Source organism: Clostridium disporicum (genome assembly GCF_001405015.1).
In the GTDB taxonomy this organism is placed as follows: Bacteria; Bacillota; Clostridia; order Clostridiales; family Clostridiaceae; genus Clostridium; species Clostridium disporicum_B.
Window position 1 is genome coordinate 73,882 of sequence record NZ_CYZX01000011.1, and the last position, 19,613, is coordinate 93,494.

Genomic DNA, 19,613 nt, shown 5'->3' on the forward strand with positions numbered 1-19,613 from the left:
CCTCTTATTACTTATTTAAAATATCAGCAATTACTTCTCTTTCATCAAAATGCACCTTTCCTTCAGGCATTATTTGATAAGTTTCATGACCTTTACCAGCAAGTACTACTACATCTCCTGGCTCAGCCATATCCATTGCTAACCTTATAGCCTCAACTCTATCTTCAATTGCTAAATAGTTAGTTTTTTGTATATTACAACTAATCTCTTTTAGAATAGCAATAGGATCTTCTGTTCTCGGATTATCAGATGTTATAATTACTAAATCTGCTATTTCGCTACCTATTCTACCCATTTCAGCTCTTTTAACCTTATCTCTATCTCCACCACTACCATAAACAGCAATTAATCTATTTTTTGTAAGTATTCTTAAAGTTTCTAAAAGATTTTTCAATCCATCTGGTGTATGAGCAAAGTCTATTATTAATTCATAAGGAAGGTTGTACTTGATCCCAACTCTTTCGCATCTACCAGGAACTACTACATCTAATAAACCGCTTTTTATATTTTCTTCACTTATTCCTAATGTCTTAGCTGCTGCTATACATCCTAATGCATTATGGACATTATATTCTCCTGGCAAAACAAATTCATATCTTGTACCATTAACTGTAAATATAGTATCTTGGCCTATAAACTCAACTTCTGTTGCCCTATAATCACTTTCTTCACTAATAGAGTAAGTTATAGCTTTTTTATTTAGTTTTTCTAAATCTCTAATTACATTGTATCCGTAGTTGTTATCTACATTTATTATAGAATAATCACTTCTTTCAAAAAGCTTAAATTTTGCATCATAATAATTTTCAAACGTTTTATGGAAATCTAAGTGATCTCTTGTAATATTAGTAAATATACCTATATCAAAATGACAGCCATATACTCTATCTAAAGCTAAAGAGTGAGATGATACTTCCATTACACAATATTTACAACCTTTATCCACCATATTCTTAAATAATTTTTGTAACTCTAATGATTCTGGAGTAGTATGAGTAGATTCTATCTTTTCATCACCTATATAATTAGCTATAGTTCCAATTAAACCAACTTTTTCTCCTGACTTTTCTAAAATTGATTTTAGTATGTATACACTTGTTGTTTTACCATTAGTTCCTGTAACACCAATTAATTTAAGTTTTTTTGTTGGATGATCATAATAATTAGCTGCCATAGTAGCTAATGTTTTTCTTCCTTCATCAACTTTAATAATAGTTACATCATTTGATTCATTAACTAATTCTATATCTTTCTCACATATTATTACTCTTGCACCATTTTCAATTGCCTTATTAGCAAAATTATGTCCATCAACCTCAAACCCTGAAAGACATACGAAAATGTCATTGTTAGTGACTTTTCTACTATCATACTGAATATTGACTATTTCTTTATCTAAAGTTCCTTTTACTACTTTATAATTTACCCCATCTAACAATTGTAATAGTTTCATTACTTCATCTCCTCTTATAAATAGATATCTTAAAAGATAAAAATTTAGCATGTGATATTCCACATGCTAAACTAATGGCAAACTTCTAATCTCCGTAATCCGAAGTAAGTATAAGTTTTACCGTATCACCTATAACAATTACCTCTCCTTGTGGAGTGCTTTGATTGCTAACAACCCCATCTCCCTGAAGAGTATAATTAATTCCTAAGCTTTCTAATAGTTCTATAGCTGCCTCTTTAGAATATCCTATCAAATCTGGCATAACAACATTTCTATTATAATTTCCATCTCCATCAGTGTAAAGATTAATCTTTGATCCCTCTTTTACTACATATCCAGGATATGGTTTTATATCTGTTATTATAGACCCACTTCCTTCAATATTATACTCTAAATTGTTATCTTTGAGAACCTTTTTAGCTTCATCTAATGATAGTCCTCTTAATTCCGGAATTACAACTTCTCTTAAAATAGAATCATTATCCTTAAAAATTTCATCATTCATATAATTTATAATATCATCTATCAACACTTTAGCTACAGGAGCTGTTACAACACCTGCATAGTAATCACCATTACTAGGCTCATCTATACTAACAAAAACCGTAACCTTTGGATTGTCAGTTGGAACCATAGCAGCCATAGATGATATATACTTTCCTGATTCATATCCCCCAGTAACAGGGTTAACTTTTTGTGCTGTACCAGTTTTACCTCCTATATGATATCCAGCTATATATGATCTATTAGAACCACCTTTATTAACTGTTCTTTCTAGATAATCTCTTAAAACTGCAGTCATCTCTTCAGATAAAACATTTTCTTTTACTGTTGGTTCAAAAACCTCGTCAACAACCTCTTCTCCTGTTGATGTTGTATGAGTTACAGTTTTCATTATATGTGGTTGAATAAGGGATCCACCATTAGCTAATGCATTAAATGCGGTCATATACTGTACTGCATTTACAGTGTTAGTTTGTCCAAAAGAAATTGTCGCTAAATCTGCTTCTTTTATTGACTCAGCACTTTTTATTATACCTTTTGCTTCACCTGGTAAATCTATTCCTGAAACCTGTCCAAAACCTAATTTCTTTATATATTCAGTTAATTTTTCCTTACCAATCTTTTCACCTAACTTCATAAATCCTACGTTACATGAATTCTGAAGTATTTCTGGTAATGTTTGCTCACCATGTCCCCCATGCTTCCAACATTTTATTGTATGAGGTCCTACTTGCAAACTTCCTCCACATGTAAACTTATCTGTCTCACTTACAAGACCTTCTTCTAATGCTGTTACCATAGTTACAACCTTAAATATAGAACCTGGTTCAAATGTATCATTCACTAAGCTATTTCTCCACATTTTTTGTAGTTTTTCAGCATCAGTGTTTCCAGTAAAATCAGAATATCCATCAAACGGATTGTTAGGATCAAAATCTGGTTTATTTACCATCGCCAAAACTTCTCCATTATTTGGATCCATTACTAATATTGAAACTCTAGCTGCTTTATTATCTACTAAAGCCTTTTCTGCAGCTTTTTCTGCAAAAGCTTGAATATTTTTATCTATTGTAAGGGTAACATCCTTACCTGTTATTGGCGCTGTAAACTTAGATATCGTATACGAAACATTTGCACTATTCCTATCTAATTCTGATATTCTTATTCCTGGAACTCCAGATAAATATTCATTATACTGTAACTCTACACCTGTCAATCCTTGTCCATCTACATTAGTACTTCCAAGAACATGTGCTAAAAACTCACCATTTGGATAATATCTTTTTGTATCTGGAGATACAATTACTCCACTTATTTCTAAAGCTTTTACTTTATCTGCTGCTTCTTTCTCTATTCTTCTAACAAGATTAGCAGATCCAGCATCAGCTCCACTTGGCAATTTAGTTTCTAACTTTTCAAGTACTTCATCACTTTCTAAATCTAAAGCATTAGCAATTAATGGTGCTATATCCTTTGTTTCCAACCCTTTCTTGTTTAGACTTTGTCTAATTGAATTAAGGTCAAAATCAACCCTATATACATCAGCAGAAACAGCAAGTTCTTCTCCATTTCTATCTAAGATTCTACCACGCCTTGCATCAATCCTAACTTCACTTGTCCATTGTTCTTCAGCTCTCTTAGCATAATCTTCTCTCTTAACAATCATTATGTAGGCTAATCTTAAGCTAAGAATTAAAAATGTCAAAGTTATTACACCAATAACGATTGTCATTCTTTTCTTCATAACTGCTCGGTCTTTGAATGATCTTTTACTCATAACTCTTCCCCCATACCCTGATGAATTAATGAATAAAAGAAAAAGTTAATATCTAATACTTATTCTTTCTAAAGCAATTTTAACTTATAGAAATCCTATAAAGGAATTCTATAAGTTATTCATTAATTCATCCAATTTGCTATTTTTGCTATTAGGCCTGTCTTTGTATTAGTTTCTTTTTTATCTTTTATGTGATCAAAATAATTCTTAGACATATCAATTGTTATACTGCTTGATTTATCAGGATAAGTCATATTTAATCCATTTATAGCTACATTATTTATATTATCAAGAGAAGATACCTTAAGTAAATCTACTTTCATAGCTTCACTTTTTGCTAATTCTACATCCATCTCAACTTCTAAATTTGATAAATTTTTTTGAATTTTATATACATAGCTATCAATAGTTAAACTAGCTACCCCTAAAATCGAAACAATAACTGCTGAAGATATTATTTTTATTCTGTTGTTTTTCCAGTCAAACTCTTTTTTTACTTGTTTCTTTTTTCTTTTAACTTCTTGCTCCTTTATCTTTCTTTCAGGTGCAAGCGCTGTATTTCCTCTTATATAATCATATTCTCTCACAACCATTTTATTCACATCTCCCACACATTAATTTACCCTTTTTATAATTTTTCAATTACCCTTAATTTTGCGCTTCTACTTCTTGGATTCATTTCCACTTCTTCTTTAGATGGATCTATTGCTTTTCTAGAAATCACCTTAACTTTAGCTTTTTCTCCACAAACACAAATCGGAAATTCCTTTGGACATCTACAAGCTACAGCTAAATCTCTAAATTTATTTTTTACTATTCTATCTTCTAATGAATGGAAAGTTATAATTGCCATTCTTCCACCTTTAGACAGCTTACTTACTCCATCTTCTATAGCTCTATTTAAAATTGATAACTCACTATTAACCTCAATTCTTATAGCTTGGAAAGTTCTTTTTGCCGGATGTGGTCCTTCTCTTCTAGCTTTTGCTGGTATAGCATTTTTTATTATTTCTACTAATTCTAACGTAGTTTCAATATTTTTTTCTTCTCTAGCATTAACTATAAATGTAGCTATTCTTTTTGCAAACTTTTCTTCACCATAATCTCTTATAATTCTATATAATTCATCTTCTGAATATGTGTTTACAACCTCATAAGCAGATAATTCATTTTCTCTATTCATTCTCATATCAAGAGGTGCATCTTTCATATAACTAAATCCTCTTTCTCCAGTATCTAGCTGATATGATGAAACTCCTAAATCCATTAGTATTCCATCTACCTCTTCAATATCTAAATCATCTAATATTTGTTTAATATTATAAAAATTATTATGTACGAATGTTACATTATTAAAATTCTGCAACCTTATGGCTGCTGCTTTTAAAGCGTCAGTATCTTGGTCAATACCAATTAAACGACCATTTTCTGACAGTCTTTTAAGAATTTCTGAAGAATGACCAGCACCACCAAGTGTGCCATCTACATAAATTCCATCTTCCTTAATATTTAAAGCATCTAAACATTCGTTTAAAAGAACTGAAACGTGATTAAATTCCATTTTAAAAACTCCTTATATTCCTAAATCGCCCATTTTGTCAGCTATACTATCAAAATCGATATCTGACTCATTATAGCTTTCCCATTTTTCCTTACTCCAAATCTCAACCTTATTTAAAGCACCTATAGTTACTATTTCCTTTTCAATGCCTGCATATTCTCTAAGATTTGCCGGAATTAAACCTCTTCCTTGTTTGTCTGTTTCAACTTCTGTTGCACCAGCAACAAAGAATCTTACGAAAGCTCTAGCATCTCTATTAGTTAGTGGTAAATTTTTTAATTTTTCTTCAAACTTCTGCCATTCATCTATAGGATAAGCATAAAGACATCCATCTAACCCTTTACTGATTATAAATTTCTCTCCTAAGCCCTCCCTTAATTTTGAAGGTACAACTATTCTATTTTTGCTATCTAGACTATGTTGATATTCTCCTATGAACATTTTGCACCTCAGAAATTCACTCTACATCTAACCACTTTTCACCACTTTTAACCACTTTATATATATTTTATAAAACTTTTATGCATTCTTCAAGTAGTTTTGCTACTTTTTAATGAGTTTTTCATTTTTTAAGCTAGTAATTTCAATGCTTCAGGCCTTTTTGGCATTTCTTGTAATTATTTTAAATAATTTTCAAATCATTTTTTCGTACTTTTCTTTACATTTTTCTGAGAAAAAAATAGTGCATATATAATCTTTTCAAATTACATATACACTATAAAGTAATTATTATACGTTAAATCTGAAGTTTACAACATCTCCATCTTTCATAACGTACTCTTTTCCTTCTAATCTATATAAGCCCTTTTCTTTAGCAGCAGCTTCTGAACCACATGCTACTAAATCATCATATCCAACTATTTCTGCTCTAATGAATCCTCTTTCGATATCTGAGTGAATCTTACCTGCAGCAGCAGGAGCTTTTGTTCCTTCTTTTATAGTCCAAGCTCTTACTTCTTGCACTCCAGCAGTTAAATAACTTATTAAACCTAAAAGTTTATATGAAGCTCTTATAAGCTTATCTAACCCAGACTCTTCTAATCCATATTCTTCAAGCATTTCCGCTTTTTCATCATCTTCTAATCCTGAAAGTTCTTCTTCAAGTTTAGCACAAACTACAACTACTCCTGAGTTTTCATTTTCAGCATATTCTTTAACTTTCTTTACATAATCATTTTCAAGATTACCACTCATCATATCATCTTCAGAAATATTGCAAGAATATAAAACTGGCTTAGATGTAATCATAAATAAAGTTTTGATAAATGCATCTTCTTCTTCTGTTACTTCTAAAGTTCTTATTGGTTTATTAGCCTCTAAATGAGCCTTAACTTTTTCCATTATTTCATATTCTGCTTTCGCCTTTTTATCCCCTGATCTTGCAAGCTTAACTCCTTTTTCCATTCTTCTTTCTAAAACTTCTAAATCAGCAAAGATAAGCTCTAAATTAATTGTTTCTATATCTCTAATTGGATCTACAGACCCTTCTACGTGAACAACATTTCCATCATCAAAACATCTTACCGCATGTACTATAGCTTCAACTTCTCTTATATGTGATAAGAACTTATTTCCTAGTCCTTCTCCTTTAGAAGCTCCTTTTACAAGTCCAGCTATATCATAAAATTCTACAGCAGTATAAACTTTTCTTTTAGTGTTATACATTTTTTCAAGTACATCTAATCTTTTATCTGGAACGCTAACAACACCTACATTTGGTTCAATTGTACAGAATGGGTAGTTAGCAGATTCTGCTCCTGCTTTTGTTATAGCATTAAATAAAGTACTCTTCCCTACGTTTGGTAATCCTACAATTCCTAATCTCATCTAAGTACATTCCTTTCTTCCGTATACTAATACTTTTAAAATTATACTCTACAAACATTTTTATTTCAACCATTTAAAATATACAACCATAGATAAATATACCTTAATACTATAAATTCACCCTATACTTAGATTCCTACCTGTAATACATTAAAACTTTTCACTATATCTCATTCATAATTTTCTCTTTGCACAACATTTTTCCCTATATCATCTAACATCTTTTATCATTTTCGCCAGCAAACTTTTCTCCATGCTACTAGGAATCTTTTCCACTTTACGAAGCAAACAACTATGCTCCTTCACTTATAAATCTATACTGTGCCATGTAAAGATTGTAATAAGATCCTTTCTTAGCTAAAAGTTCTTCATGAGTTCCCATTTCACTTATTCCACCACTTTCAACCACCATTATCTTATCACAATCTCTAATAGTAGAAAGTCTATGAGCGATAACAAATGATGTTCTACCTTGTAATAATTTTTCTATTCCTTCTTGAACCAATTTTTCAGTTTCTGTGTCAATATTAGAAGTTGCTTCGTCTAAAATTAGTATTCTAGGATTAGCCAGCAAAGCTCTTGCAAAAGAAACTAATTGTCTTTGTCCCAAAGAAAGCCTTGAACCTCTTTCATTAACCTCTGTTAAGTATCCTTTCTCCATTCCCATAATAAAGTCATGAGAATTTACAGCCTTCGCAGCCTCTATAACCTCTTCATCAGTGGCATCTAATCTACCATATCTTATATTTTCCATTATAGAAGTAGAAAACAAGAAGGTATCCTGTAGCATTATCCCCATCTGCGATCTATATGATTCTAAATTAACTCCTTTGATATTCTTACCATCTACTAAAATTTCGCCATTAGTAGGATCATAAAATCTACTTAACAAAGAAATTATCGTAGTCTTTCCTGCCCCTGTAGCACCTACTAAAGCAACTTTTTCACCCTTATTAACTTTAAAATTTACTCTACTTAAAACTTCGGAACTGTTATTATAAGCAAAGCTTACATTTTTAAATTCAACTTGCCCACTAATTTTACCAATATTAATAGCTTCAGGTATATTCTCTATCTCTGGTTTTATATCTAAAATATCAAATATTCTATCTGCAGCAGCAAAATTAGTTATTATTGTATTATAAAAACTCGAAAGATTTGTAATAGGTCTCCAGAACATTCCTGTATACATTGAAAATGCAATCAATTTACCTATTTGTATTTCTCCAGACTGAATTAATCTATATCCTACAGCAAATACTATTAATGTACCAACTCCCCAAGACAGTTCAACCAATGGCCAAAATAGATCATTCAATTTTATAGCTTTTAAAAATGCATCCTTTTCTTTTCTAACCATTTCTTTATAAGTCTTTTCTGTGGAATCTTCCTTGGCAAAAGCTTGTACCACCTTTATTCCTGAAAAATTTTCATGAGTAAATCCGTTTAAGTTTGACCTTTTATTTCTAAAATCATTCCACCTTTTTCTAGATTTTGTTTCAATACAAAACATAGATATTGCTAATAAAGGAAGCAATGTCATACATGCAATTGCAAGTTTGAAGTTCATAATAATCATTGCTATACATACACAAATTAAACTTAACCCTTCTGGTATTACAGTTTGTATACTTTGATTAAATAAATTCTTAAGTGCATTTACATCTCCAACTACTCTAGCAAGTATCTTTCCAACAGGTCTTGAATCAAAAAAGTCAAAAGATAAACTTTGAATATGACTATAAAGTTCTTTTCTAATATCTACTAACACAGTGTTTGTAACTTCTGAAATCATCCTCCATCTAATTCGCGATAAAATCCATGCAAAAATATTAATTATAACAAGAATTACTCCAATACCCAGCAATCCATTAACATTTTTATTTCCTACATAATCATCTATTGCTATCTGTAATAAGTATGGATTTATTATGCTACACATCATTACGAATATCATAAGCAATATTACAATTATAGTTTTAGATCTATGAGGTTTTAAATATACAAATAATCTTTCTATTATCTCAATCTTACTTCTTTTTAGAGTTTGTTCATCTTTATTTATTGCATTACTACCCATACTATATCACCTCTCTTTCTAAAACATTAAAATCTTTAAATTGTTCGCAATATACATTGTAATAGCTGCCTTTTAGTTCTAATAATTCTTGGTGAGTCCCCTTTTCTTTTATACTTCCATCTTCAAAATATAAAATTATATCTGCATTTTTAACAGCAGATATTCTATGAGCTATTATAAATGTTGTACTCTTATCTTTTCTCTTGTTCAGATTTGATAAAAGTTCATATTCTGTTTCCATATCCAAAGCAGATGTGGCATCATCTAATATCAGAATAGGTGATTTTCTCAAAAGCGCTCTAGCAATTGATATTCTTTGTTTTTGCCCTCCTGATAGTCCAATACCTCTTTCACCAATTTCTGTTTCATAACCATCTGCTAACTCTTTAATAAAATCAAAACAACACGCTGTCTTAGATACTTCTTCAATTTCCTCAATTGTTGCAAATTCATTACTAAATTTTATATTGTTAATTATAGAATCTGAGAACAAAAATATATCTTGCATTACAACAGACATATTATTTCTTAACTTATCTAAGTTATATTCTTTTACATTTACTCCATCTATTAATACTTCACCTTTACAAACATCATAATATCTACCTATAAGATTTAGTAATGTTGATTTTCCTGATCCTGTAGTTCCCATCAAAGCAACTGTGCTACCTGAAGGAATTTTCAAATTTATATCCTTAAGCACAACTTCATCGTTATATTTAAAGCTAACATTATCAAACTCAATATCTCCTTCAATTTTATCAGGCTTATAACTACTTTCTATCGTAAAAATTTCTGATTTCCTATCTATTATTTTAAATATCTTTTTTGCTGAAGCATTACTTCTAGATAATAAATCTAATAAATTACCTAACATTCTTAATGGCCATATTACATTACCAATATAACCATTAAAAGCAACTAAAGTACCTAAAGTCATATTCCCATTCATTACAAAAATTCCACCAATAACTATCATTATAACTAGTGATATATTAGTTAAAAACTCTACTGGCGGAAAGTATTTCCCTATTACTTTTGCCTGTTTTACATTCAAATCATAATAACTTTTATTCATAGATAAAAATTTTAATATTTCATGTTTTTCTCTAGTAAAGGCTTTTACAAGTCTTACCCCAGCAATATTTTCTTCTGCTGCTGTATTTATTTCAGCTGTTTTATCACTTAGTTCGTCATAACACTTCCCAAATTCTTTTTCAAGCTTGACTCCAATAAATCCTATAGGAATCATTACAGCCATACATATTAAAGTTAATTGCCAATTTAGCCAAAATAATATAATAGCTGAAACGACAAAATATATAATATTCTCCACAAAAAGCCTAAGCCCAAAACCTATGGTATCCCATATATTATCAACATCTTCACCAATTCTAGACATAAGTTCACCAGTATTTATATTGTCAAAATACTTAAACTCCAATTTTTGAATATGATTAAACAAAGTATGTTTAATATCTTCCTGTACAAAGCTAGCTAATCTGTCGTATATATATTCTTTTCCATATCCTAATACTGCCTTAACTATAGAAATAATAGCAAATCCTATTAAAATAGGTACTATTAAAGACACTTTTCCTTCTATAATGCCTTGATCTAAAAATATCTTTTGTAAGTACGGGCTGAACAAATCTATTCCTATAATTATAATCATTGATATTGTTCCAAATATTAAACTTCCTTTATACTTCCATACATATTGTAAAATTCTCTTCATCCATCTACACCTCACTTTTCTTAAAATAAAGTAAATCTCTATTCTCTTTAGACAAATAATTAGTTAAATAAAAAAAGCCGTGAATATCCACAGCCTTTAATACGTAAAAATAATAATAAAAAAAATCGCGGATATATATCGCGATCTCACCAAGTAAATTATTACTCTTAATTAACTAATTATTAATACCTAAAGAGACAGGGTTATACCTATATACATACTTCATATTCATTTTTATTTCTAATTTAATGTTATTAAAGTTGAACATAATCCTACCTCCTTCTATTTCTATATATTCCCATTATATACATCAAATCATTCATTGTCAATATTTTAAAAATCAGTTTTATTTTTCCATACGTTTTATTGTGAATATTATTTAACTTAAAGTAAAAAAATATAATGAATAATTTATAAGGGGTGATAATATTGACGTTTTCAAAAAAATTAATAAGAAAAATTATTCCAACACTATTAATAACTTTAACATCAACATTTGCATATACTGCAAATGCTAGTGTTGTCCCAGAAAACTCTGAACTAAATTGGTATTTTGTAAATAGAGGTAAGGATACACTTCCTGAAGGTCCAAAAGAATCTGTAAATATTCTTAAAGATTATGATGCTTACTACCTAGGTGATACAGAGAGTAAAGTTATTTATTTAACCTTTGATGAAGGATACGAAAATGGTTATACTGAAAAAATATTAGACATTTTAAAGGAAAAAGGTGTTCCAGCGGCATTCTTCGTAGTAAAGCCGTATATTACTCAAAATCCAGAAATAATTAAAAGAATGGCTGACGAAGGCCATTTAGTTTGTAATCACTCTTCTCACCATCCATCAATGGCATCTATAACAGATCCTTCAAAATTCAAAAGCGAGTTTACTGAAGTAGAAGATGCCTATAGAGAAGTCGTTGGCACAGATATGCCTAAATTCTTCAGACCTCCAATGGGTAAATATTCAATTAACTCTTTAAAGATGACAAAAGATTTAGGGTATAAAAGTATTTTTTGGAGCTTTGCCTATAAAGATTGGCTAAAAGACGAGCAACCATCAGAAGAGTACGCTATGAAGAAAATTACAAACGGTGTCCACCCTGGTTGCATAATGTTATTACATGCAGTTTCTAAAACAAATACAAATATTTTAGGTGCTGTAATAGATCAAATAAGAGCCGATGGATATGAATTTAAATCTTTAGATCAACTTCCTTAAAATATTAATATAACAAACAAAAATCTCCTTGCAAAATACAAGGAGATTTTTAAACTATTAATCACATTTTCATCTACTAAGATTTTTACTTAGTATCTTTTTTATATATTGAGGATAATATTTAGTAAGTTCTGCATGACTCTCATAATGTTCTAAATCAAATTCACTCTCATAATTCAAGTTTATTAATTCATCTATAAGTGGTTTTAAGTCTGATTCAAAAGTCTCTTCCTTATCTGAATAATGAAGAAAAATCTTATTTTTATTCTCTTTATTTTTAATTAATGCCTCTTTTAATAATTCATTTAATATACTTATAGATTCTTGGTTACAATTTCCCATAATATACTTAAGAATTTCTGTATGCCCAGGTAAATTTAAATAATTACCTAAGTTATACTGTGGAGCACCAACTACAATATAAGTATCTTTTCTTCTAACTCCAAAGTAAAGTGCAGCATATCCACCTTTGCTTGACCCAATATAAAACTCTTTTTTAGGTTCTATTTTCTTACAAATATCATTAATTAAAGATTCCACATCTTTTTCTATAGCGAAATCTCTATCTTTTCCTAAATAATAAGCTCCTCTTTCATCAAACCCAAAATCATCCAAAATAAAAAGTTTATTACATTTAAATTCCTCTAAAGTCTTAATATAATTATATCTTGCCTTTTGACCAACTTTTGTACAAGCCGTAAAACCAATCAATAAATCTTTTGAGCCTTTTTTTTCTTCAAATAGGTATTTAATATTATATTTCTTACCACTATATATCCTTTGTTTGAACTTCATCAAACACTTAGTTTTTAAAAGATCTACAGCCTTTTCAACCTTTATTAGTAAACTCATATCTTCTCTCCTAAAAACCTTAGTTTAGCCTTCAAAACTCTCAACTATTTTATTTTTTCTTTCTAAAGATTCATTCATAAGTTCTTTGCACCTATCTAGAACAAAACTTACAGATTCTTTATTCTTTATACTAAAATAATTGACCTTTACATTAACTATAGCAGATTCAATAGAACTATGTAAAAGAATCGCTGCAACAATTCCATCTGATATCAAGTTTTTATTTCCATATTTTATAGCAAATTCTATATTATCATAAAATTTTATAGCTTTCTCAGCAAGTTCTAAGGGAACGTTCATAGATAATATCGTATTATCTAATATCTTTTTACCTCTTATATCTCTATCTTCTTCTGTTTCTTTAGGCAACTTATAACAATCCATAAGGTTTGTAAAAGCTTCTCTGTCCTTATCCATATAAGTTAACGACTCTTGTATAAGTTTTTTACTTTCTTCTGATAGCTCTATCATTTTTTTCTTCTCTTCTTGATTAAGACTTTCAAAAGTTTTTTTATCTATAGTAAATGAATACACCATAGAATTTAATGCAGAAGCTAAAGCTGTTACTAAAGCAGCAACACTTCCCCCTCCTGGTGATGATAAATCACTTGCTAAATCCCCTATAAACTCATCTATTTTATATTGTTTAAAATCCATAGCTAAAACTCACTTTCTTTTATGATATTCTTATACACAGATATTATCTTATCTGCAATAACATCTGGATTAAATCTATTAAAACAATCTTCTCTTAATTTTTCTGGGATAAATTTATCTTTATTCATAGCCATTTTCTCCATAGCATTAGCTAAAGCATTAATATCATCAACATTAACTATATACCCATTATCTTTAGTTATTATATCCTCTGCTCCACCATTAAAGGTTCCAATAACAGGGGTTCCACTTGCTAAAGCTTCTATATACACAACACCAAAAGTTTCATATCTAGATGGTAATACAAAAGCATCAGCCTGCTTCATCCACTTAGACACATCATGTCTTGATAATGCACCTAGAAATGTTACTTTATTACTAACTCCCTCTTTATTAGCTAACAATTCTAACCACTCTCTTTGACTACCATCTCCACCTATAACTAATTCACAGTTATTTGTGTCTTTAAATGCTTTACTAAAACTTTTTATTAAAGTATCAAATCCTTTTTCACCTTCAAGAAAAGCTAAGGAAAAAAATATAAACTTATCATTTGGTTTTCTATCTTTTAATTGAAAATCAGAAAAATGAATTAAATTACCTATAACTTTAATATCATCACGTTTAGTTAATTCTTCTAATTCTCTCTTCAGCCCATTTCCAACTGCTATTAATTCTTTCGCAGTATTATAAGAATCAACAATACATGGAATATAGCTTTTTCTTATATAAGGACCTCTTTCAACAGATGAATGTTCTGTTATAACTAAAGGGACATTAAACTTTTTCGATAAATATGCAGCACTAATACCACCCCATAATGATGATTGTGCATGAATTATATCAATTTTTCCTTCTTTTTTTTCAATCTCTTTAAACAATTTTTCCATTCTTTTATTGAATACTTTAAACATCAATGGACTTTTAGGAATAAAATTATAATTCTTATATCTGTACGTCCTTAAGTTATCCTCTATATTAAAATATAATCCACTTTTTTCTTTAACCTTATTTATTAATGTAAGTGGCCATATCTCATTATAAGCTACTGTTATTTTAACACCTTTACTTTGTAGTGCTAATGCTTGTTCTTTAAAAAAACTGCCATGAACCTTATTTCTTTCATTTGCATACCAAGAAGGTATAAACATTATATGCATATTGTCTACCCCCTTAATATTTTATTTAATCTTTCTGAAATATTTGCCCACTCATATTCTTTTAGTGGTTTAGTTAATTTATTTTCCTTAACCAACTCAATAATTTTATTTATACCTTCTATGATTTCATCTTCATTGTTATTTACAACTATACATTTATCATTATTTAATACTACATCTTTTATAGGATCATTTTCGTCTCCTAGTATTACAAATATTCTACCTTCTGCTCCAAAATAATCGTAAATTTTTGCTGGTATTTGTTTAGAATTCTTATTTCCAAATAAAAGTAACACTTCACTATTTAACATATAAGATAAAGCTTCTTTATAAGGAATTCTCGGTGATACATTTACATTTTCTACAGATTTTAATTTACTCTCTACTGATTTGTCATCTATATTCCCAAAGAATAAAATATTAAGACTGTTAAATAATTCAATATCTTTTTCTTTAATTTGATTTACAGCATCTATAAATGGATTTACATCTCTTAATTTACTAAAAATTTCACCCGCATAAACAAAATTTACTTTAAAATTATCTATTTTCTCTGGAATTCCTAAAGCTTTAATATCTCTATAAGAATTACTATCATACCCTCTAGTAAGTATGTAAGTTTTTTCTATTGGTATATTATATGTTTTAACATAATCATCTCTATTAGCTTTAGTTACAAAAATAAACCTATCTGAAAGCTCAACCACTCTCTTTTCCCAACGTCCTTCGATGCTCTTTCTTATACTTCCAATACCTTCTCTTGTAGAATCTTTAAGCCAAGGATCGCTCCAATATGTAACCCATGGTATATCTTTAAACTTTTCTTTTATTTTTAAAGCACATATATGGCTTGATGGTGGTTCATGCATCGAAAAAATAACATCATAATTATTCTTCTTCACTAATTCAATTCCATACTTTGATGCTCTCCTAGCCCAATTTAAGTACATATCAGGTACAGCAACTATAGCTTTTGCCTTTTTTAAATTCTTCTTTAAAAAACTACTTTTATTTGAGCCATTATTATCTTCATCTTTATTAAGAGTTTTTTTAGGCATTATCTTTTCGAAAATCTTACCTCCAGATATAATATGAAGATTAACTTTCTTATCTAGCATATTTAAAATATACTCATCATAATAAATCGAATTTTCAGGAAAATTTACTGTTAATAAATCAATTTCATTATCTTTAGCTAAGTTATTCAAATATTGTAATGTTTCTATAGACGCAGAATTATTTATCAAAGGAGAATAACAAGCAATAAATAATATCTTCATATCCTATCTAACCTCTTTTCTTATAAACTTCTTAAGCAGCATATCTAATATTTCTTTTAACTCTTTAACCCTTAGTACAATACATCCTGTAAAGAAGACTATACTACCAATAGCACCATCTATAATTAAGACCATAAAAGGATTACTAATACCTAAGAAATCATTAACTATCTTCACTATAAATATCATAATAAATGCAGATATAGTAATCTTAGATAAGCTTTTTAACATATCTCTTAAATCAATGTTTCCTATAACCTTCTTAGTGGAATAGAATAGTAAAATTGCAGTTACAGCTGACGCAATAGAAGATGCTATAGCTACTCCTAAAAGTCCAATTTTTCTCGATAATGTTATACTTAAAACTATATTAACTACAACTCCTATAACACCATTTATAGTCGTTATCTTCGTTTTTTGCATTGAAAATAGTGATGAATTTAATATATCACGTACTCCTAAAAATGGGATTTGCATTGAATAACCTAAAAGAGCTATAGATGTTAATGTAATCGCACTAGCTCCAAACTGATTTCTTCCATAAAAAGCTGTAACTATTTCTTTATTTAACAGTATTATTGCAAAAGCAATTGGAATTAATAATAGAGATATTATAACTATTGATTTGCATAAATATGTTAAAAATCCTTCATTATCACCTTCGTTTAATTTATTGCTCATAACAGGATATAATACAGATACGATCGACGTTGTAATGGCCGTATTAATAAATACTATAATCTTTTGAGCATAATCTAAAGCTGACATAGACCCTACATCTAAAGTTGAAGATATATTTAAATCAACTATCATATTTAACGAATTAGCTCCAGCTCCAATAATTACTGGCACAACTAATATCAGTACTCTTTTTATCCTCTCATCTTTTAAATTTATATGAGGAATAATTCTATAGCCTTCCTTGTAAAGGGCTGGAATTTGAACTACTACACGTAAGGCATTTCCTATTACATTAGCTACAGTTAACCCTAATATACTTATATCCTTAAATAAAACTAAATAAATTATCATAGGTAAATTTAAAAATAATCCTAAAATCGAAGGTAAAATAAACTTTTCACAAACCTGAAGCATAGAAAGAAAACAAACATTTATCGATAAAAATAATAAATTGATTAAGCTAATCTTCGTTAATGTAATCGCTAAATCCATTCTTTCTTGATCAAAACCTGTTGCTACAATCTTAACTAAATCTTTTGTAAATATAAGTCCAAATACTAAAAGCAATACCGAAATAGCTGAGAGAATGCTTATTATATTATTAGAGAATTTAAACATTTCCTCCTTACCTTTTTCGTATTTAACTTTACTTATCATCGGTATAAATACAGTTGATATTGCTAGCCCTATAATAGTAAATAGATTATCAGGAATAGAAACAGCCGCTTTATATGCATCAGTATACACTCCAGCTCCAAAATTAGATGCAACCAAGATATCTCTAACCATCCCTAAAACTCTACTAAGTAAAGTAACAATCATAACAACAAAGGTTGCTTTAAAAATTTTATTTCCCTTCATAACTTGTTCCTCTATCTTTCACAACAAGCCATAAGAACTTAGGAATACTTCCAAGCCTTTTAATTCTAAAAGGCTCTTTTATAACTCTATATGCCCATTCCATCCCTATATTAATCATCCACCTCGGTGCCCTTTTTACTTTGTCACCTATTACATCAAAACTTCCACCTACACCCATAAAAATCTTCACTGGAAGCTCATCCATATACTTAACTATAAAATTCTCTTGTCTTGGACATCCCATAGCAACAAATAATGCTAATGGCTTTTTATCTTTTATATCATTTATAATTTCATCTGCATTTTCAATATCAAAAAATCCATTTCTAGCACCAACTATTTTTACCTGTGGGTACTCTTCTAAAAGTTTATCTTTACAAGCATCTAAGCTATCCTGTGAAGCTCCTAAAAGATAAATTCCTTCACCATTCTCATTACATCTTTTAATTATTTCTTTCATTAATTCTATTCCAGCAATTTTTTCTTTTACTGGTGTTTTCAAAATCCGTCCTGAAATTTGTGTTCCTACCCCATCTGGAATAATAAGTACTTTATTTGACTTAAAATTTTCTAATAACTTTTCATTTCTAAGTCCTGTGTATAGCACCTCTGGATTACCAGATATAACATGAACTTTCTCATAGGAAAAGACCTTATCTAAACATTCTTTTTTAGTTCCAGAAAAAATTTTATACCCTAAAATCTCTATATATCCCTCTCTATTTTCTATCATATAACATTCCTCTTTAAATTACTTATTTTTTATAATGTTCTCTATTTGTTTAACTATTTCATCTTCAGGATTAAGCTTCTTAGCAATTTCTAAATGAAGATTAGCATTTTCCATATCTCCTATATTTAAGTAACACATTATTATATTTGTACAAATTTCTACATCCCTTGATGCTTCAAAAGCTTTTTTAAATAATCCAATAGCCTTTTCATAATCTCCAATACAAGCATAGTTAAGACCAAGTTCTACTACCACCTCTAAAATACCACTTTCTCTTCTTATGCTCTCTTCTAAGTAATAAATCGCTTTGTCATAATTTTCTAGCTTTCTGAATCCTATTCCTAAATAGTAGTAAATCAATGGATTCTCATCAAACTCATTGCATAAGCTAAGTAAAATCTCTATAGATTTAGTTGGATTATTTTCTAGTAAAGCTATAGCTTTTTCATAATCAGCAATATTATTAATATCTTGATTTAAAATCTTTATTTCTTCAGTCTCTTTTCCACCTTTATTAAAATACTCATTTAATGCTACTCTCGCTGCTTCAAATTCACCTTTTTCCTTTAATATCATAGCTTTATATAAGTAACCTTCTGTTATCTTTAAAAGCCTTTCTTCTGCATACTCTATATCCCCCATAAGTATTTCACTAAATGAGCTATCCTTTTCTCTTATTGCTTCTCCTACTAATAAAAGCTTTTTATAAACATCTAAATCCTTTGAATATCTATAATAACCTTTTAGTAAAAGATATCCCTCTAAAAGCTCATCCTTTTCTATAGCTTTGCTTATTAAAGATTTTATACAAGTTTCTGTATCTTTTATGTAATCTAAAATTAGTTCATAGTCATCATTAAATCTTAAGTTTTCATCACAGCCTATAGCAGTAAACATACCTTCAATAAAACAATATATAGGAATATTCTTTAATTTTATTTCATTTTGTATATTTGAACTTATATATTTTGAATCTATTGGCATATATAATTCATTATTTTTCAATGTAACATATTCAGGGATACCTATATTTTCTTTAAATCCTTTAATATTTATCTCTAAAAATAAAAGTTTACCTAATTTTTCTTTAATCATTGCATTATAATCCATATATTACACTCCTCTAGTAGATTATTTCTTTTATCATAATACATTATTCCTATAAAACTTTCAAATAAAACCATAAAGTGAATCTTTTGTTCTTTTATTTATTAACCTCTCTTAATTA

General features: G+C 29.1%; 16 protein-coding genes. 1 reads left to right on the forward strand and 15 read right to left on the reverse strand.

Annotated features, from left to right (window positions below; translation table 11 throughout):
• Positions 1 to 7: 7 nt before the first annotated feature.
• From ARA56_RS09000 to ARA56_RS09035, 8 genes are all read right to left on the reverse strand, one after another.
• Positions 8 to 1,453 (reverse strand): UDP-N-acetylmuramoyl-L-alanyl-D-glutamate--2,6-diaminopimelate ligase, encoded by a 1,446-nt coding sequence (locus ARA56_RS09000; protein WP_055265896.1) that lies wholly within the window; start codon positions 1,451 to 1,453, stop codon positions 8 to 10.
• Positions 1,454 to 1,538: 85 nt separating this feature from the next.
• Positions 1,539 to 3,734 (reverse strand): stage V sporulation protein D, encoded by a 2,196-nt coding sequence (locus tag ARA56_RS09005; protein WP_055265898.1) that lies wholly within the window; start codon positions 3,732 to 3,734, stop codon positions 1,539 to 1,541.
• 122 nt (positions 3,735 to 3,856) lie between these two features.
• Positions 3,857 to 4,327, reverse strand: a complete 471-nt coding sequence (locus tag ARA56_RS09010) for a hypothetical protein (protein WP_055265900.1) — start codon at positions 4,325 to 4,327, stop codon at positions 3,857 to 3,859.
• Positions 4,328 to 4,362: 35 nt separating this feature from the next.
• A complete protein-coding gene (gene rsmH / locus ARA56_RS09015) occupies positions 4,363 to 5,295 on the reverse strand; it encodes a 16S rRNA (cytosine(1402)-N(4))-methyltransferase RsmH (protein ID WP_055265901.1) in 933 nt (310 codons plus the stop codon).
• A gap of 12 nt (positions 5,296 to 5,307) precedes the next feature.
• Complete coding sequence (mraZ, locus tag ARA56_RS09020; RefSeq protein WP_055265903.1) at positions 5,308 to 5,736, reverse strand: division/cell wall cluster transcriptional repressor MraZ; 429 nt, start codon at positions 5,734 to 5,736, stop codon at positions 5,308 to 5,310.
• Between the two features lie 288 nt (positions 5,737 to 6,024).
• Positions 6,025 to 7,122, reverse strand: coding sequence for a redox-regulated ATPase YchF (gene ychF / locus ARA56_RS09025; RefSeq protein ID WP_055265905.1), 1,098 nt, complete (start codon positions 7,120 to 7,122; stop codon positions 6,025 to 6,027).
• A gap of 292 nt (positions 7,123 to 7,414) precedes the next feature.
• On the reverse strand, positions 7,415 to 9,202 hold the full coding sequence (locus tag ARA56_RS09030) for an ABC transporter ATP-binding protein (RefSeq protein WP_055265907.1): 1,788 nt from the start codon (positions 9,200 to 9,202) through the stop codon (positions 7,415 to 7,417).
• Between the two features lies 1 nt (position 9,203).
• Positions 9,204 to 10,940: an ABC transporter ATP-binding protein gene (locus ARA56_RS09035; RefSeq protein ID WP_055265908.1), complete on the reverse strand. Its 1,737-nt coding sequence runs from the start codon at positions 10,938 to 10,940 to the stop codon at positions 9,204 to 9,206.
• Between the two features lie 477 nt (positions 10,941 to 11,417).
• Between ARA56_RS09035 and pdaA the strand changes: the two genes are divergently transcribed.
• Complete coding sequence (gene pdaA, locus ARA56_RS09040; protein WP_231071846.1) at positions 11,418 to 12,161, forward strand: delta-lactam-biosynthetic de-N-acetylase; 744 nt, start codon at positions 11,418 to 11,420, stop codon at positions 12,159 to 12,161.
• 69 nt (positions 12,162 to 12,230) lie between these two features.
• Here the strand turns inward: pdaA and ARA56_RS09045 are convergent, their stop codons facing one another.
• The 7 genes from ARA56_RS09045 to ARA56_RS09075 are packed head-to-tail and all read right to left on the reverse strand — an operon-like array spanning position 12,231 to position 19,495.
• Positions 12,231 to 13,013, reverse strand: a complete 783-nt coding sequence (locus ARA56_RS09045; protein WP_055265912.1) for a hypothetical protein — start codon at positions 13,011 to 13,013, stop codon at positions 12,231 to 12,233.
• Between the two features lie 24 nt (positions 13,014 to 13,037).
• Entirely contained in the window at positions 13,038 to 13,670 is a 633-nt protein-coding gene (locus ARA56_RS09050) for a cyclodeaminase/cyclohydrolase family protein (RefSeq protein WP_055265914.1), read from the reverse strand.
• A 2-nt stretch (positions 13,671 to 13,672) separates the two neighbouring features.
• On the reverse strand, positions 13,673 to 14,830 hold the full coding sequence (locus ARA56_RS09055) for a glycosyltransferase (protein WP_055265916.1): 1,158 nt from the start codon (positions 14,828 to 14,830) through the stop codon (positions 13,673 to 13,675).
• Between the two features lie 5 nt (positions 14,831 to 14,835).
• Complete coding sequence (locus ARA56_RS09060) at positions 14,836 to 16,110, reverse strand: glycosyltransferase (protein ID WP_055265918.1); 1,275 nt, start codon at positions 16,108 to 16,110, stop codon at positions 14,836 to 14,838.
• Positions 16,111 to 16,113: 3 nt separating this feature from the next.
• On the reverse strand, positions 16,114 to 17,652 hold the full coding sequence (gene murJ / locus ARA56_RS09065; RefSeq protein ID WP_055265920.1) for a murein biosynthesis integral membrane protein MurJ: 1,539 nt from the start codon (positions 17,650 to 17,652) through the stop codon (positions 16,114 to 16,116).
• Positions 17,639 to 18,385, reverse strand: a complete 747-nt coding sequence (locus ARA56_RS09070; RefSeq protein ID WP_055265922.1) for a WecB/TagA/CpsF family glycosyltransferase — start codon at positions 18,383 to 18,385, stop codon at positions 17,639 to 17,641. The genes murJ and ARA56_RS09070 overlap by 14 nt, the downstream gene beginning before the upstream one ends.
• Positions 18,386 to 18,403: 18 nt before the next feature.
• Positions 18,404 to 19,495 carry a tetratricopeptide repeat protein gene (locus ARA56_RS09075; RefSeq protein WP_055265923.1) on the reverse strand — a complete coding sequence of 364 codons (1,092 nt, stop codon included), beginning with the start codon at positions 19,493 to 19,495 and terminating at the stop codon, positions 18,404 to 18,406.
• Positions 19,496 to 19,613: the final 118 nt, after the last annotated feature.

What these genes read in the sequence shown, in the direction of transcription:
- ARA56_RS09000 (WP_055265896.1), bottom strand. Translation starts at nt 1,453, where the DNA reads ATGAAACTATTACAATTGTTAGATGGGGTAAATTATAAAGTAGTAAAA.
- ARA56_RS09005 (WP_055265898.1), bottom strand. Translation starts at nt 3,734, where the DNA reads ATGAGTAAAAGATCATTCAAAGACCGAGCAGTTATGAAGAAAAGAATG.
- ARA56_RS09010 (WP_055265900.1), bottom strand. Translation starts at nt 4,327, where the DNA reads ATGGTTGTGAGAGAATATGATTATATAAGAGGAAATACAGCGCTTGCA.
- rsmH (WP_055265901.1), bottom strand. Translation starts at nt 5,295, where the DNA reads ATGGAATTTAATCACGTTTCAGTTCTTTTAAACGAATGTTTAGATGCT.
- mraZ (WP_055265903.1), bottom strand. Translation starts at nt 5,736, where the DNA reads ATGTTCATAGGAGAATATCAACATAGTCTAGATAGCAAAAATAGAATA.
- ychF (WP_055265905.1), bottom strand. Translation starts at nt 7,122, where the DNA reads ATGAGATTAGGAATTGTAGGATTACCAAACGTAGGGAAGAGTACTTTA.
- ARA56_RS09030 (WP_055265907.1), bottom strand. Translation starts at nt 9,202, where the DNA reads ATGGGTAGTAATGCAATAAATAAAGATGAACAAACTCTAAAAAGAAGT.
- ARA56_RS09035 (WP_055265908.1), bottom strand. Translation starts at nt 10,940, where the DNA reads ATGAAGAGAATTTTACAATATGTATGGAAGTATAAAGGAAGTTTAATA.
- ARA56_RS09045 (WP_055265912.1), bottom strand. Translation starts at nt 13,013, where the DNA reads ATGAGTTTACTAATAAAGGTTGAAAAGGCTGTAGATCTTTTAAAAACT.
- ARA56_RS09050 (WP_055265914.1), bottom strand. Translation starts at nt 13,670, where the DNA reads ATGGATTTTAAACAATATAAAATAGATGAGTTTATAGGGGATTTAGCA.
- ARA56_RS09055 (WP_055265916.1), bottom strand. Translation starts at nt 14,830, where the DNA reads ATGCATATAATGTTTATACCTTCTTGGTATGCAAATGAAAGAAATAAG.
- ARA56_RS09060 (WP_055265918.1), bottom strand. Translation starts at nt 16,110, where the DNA reads ATGAAGATATTATTTATTGCTTGTTATTCTCCTTTGATAAATAATTCT.
- murJ (WP_055265920.1), bottom strand. Translation starts at nt 17,652, where the DNA reads ATGAAGGGAAATAAAATTTTTAAAGCAACCTTTGTTGTTATGATTGTT.
- ARA56_RS09070 (WP_055265922.1), bottom strand. Translation starts at nt 18,385, where the DNA reads ATGATAGAAAATAGAGAGGGATATATAGAGATTTTAGGGTATAAAATT.
- ARA56_RS09075 (WP_055265923.1), bottom strand. Translation starts at nt 19,495, where the DNA reads ATGGATTATAATGCAATGATTAAAGAAAAATTAGGTAAACTTTTATTT.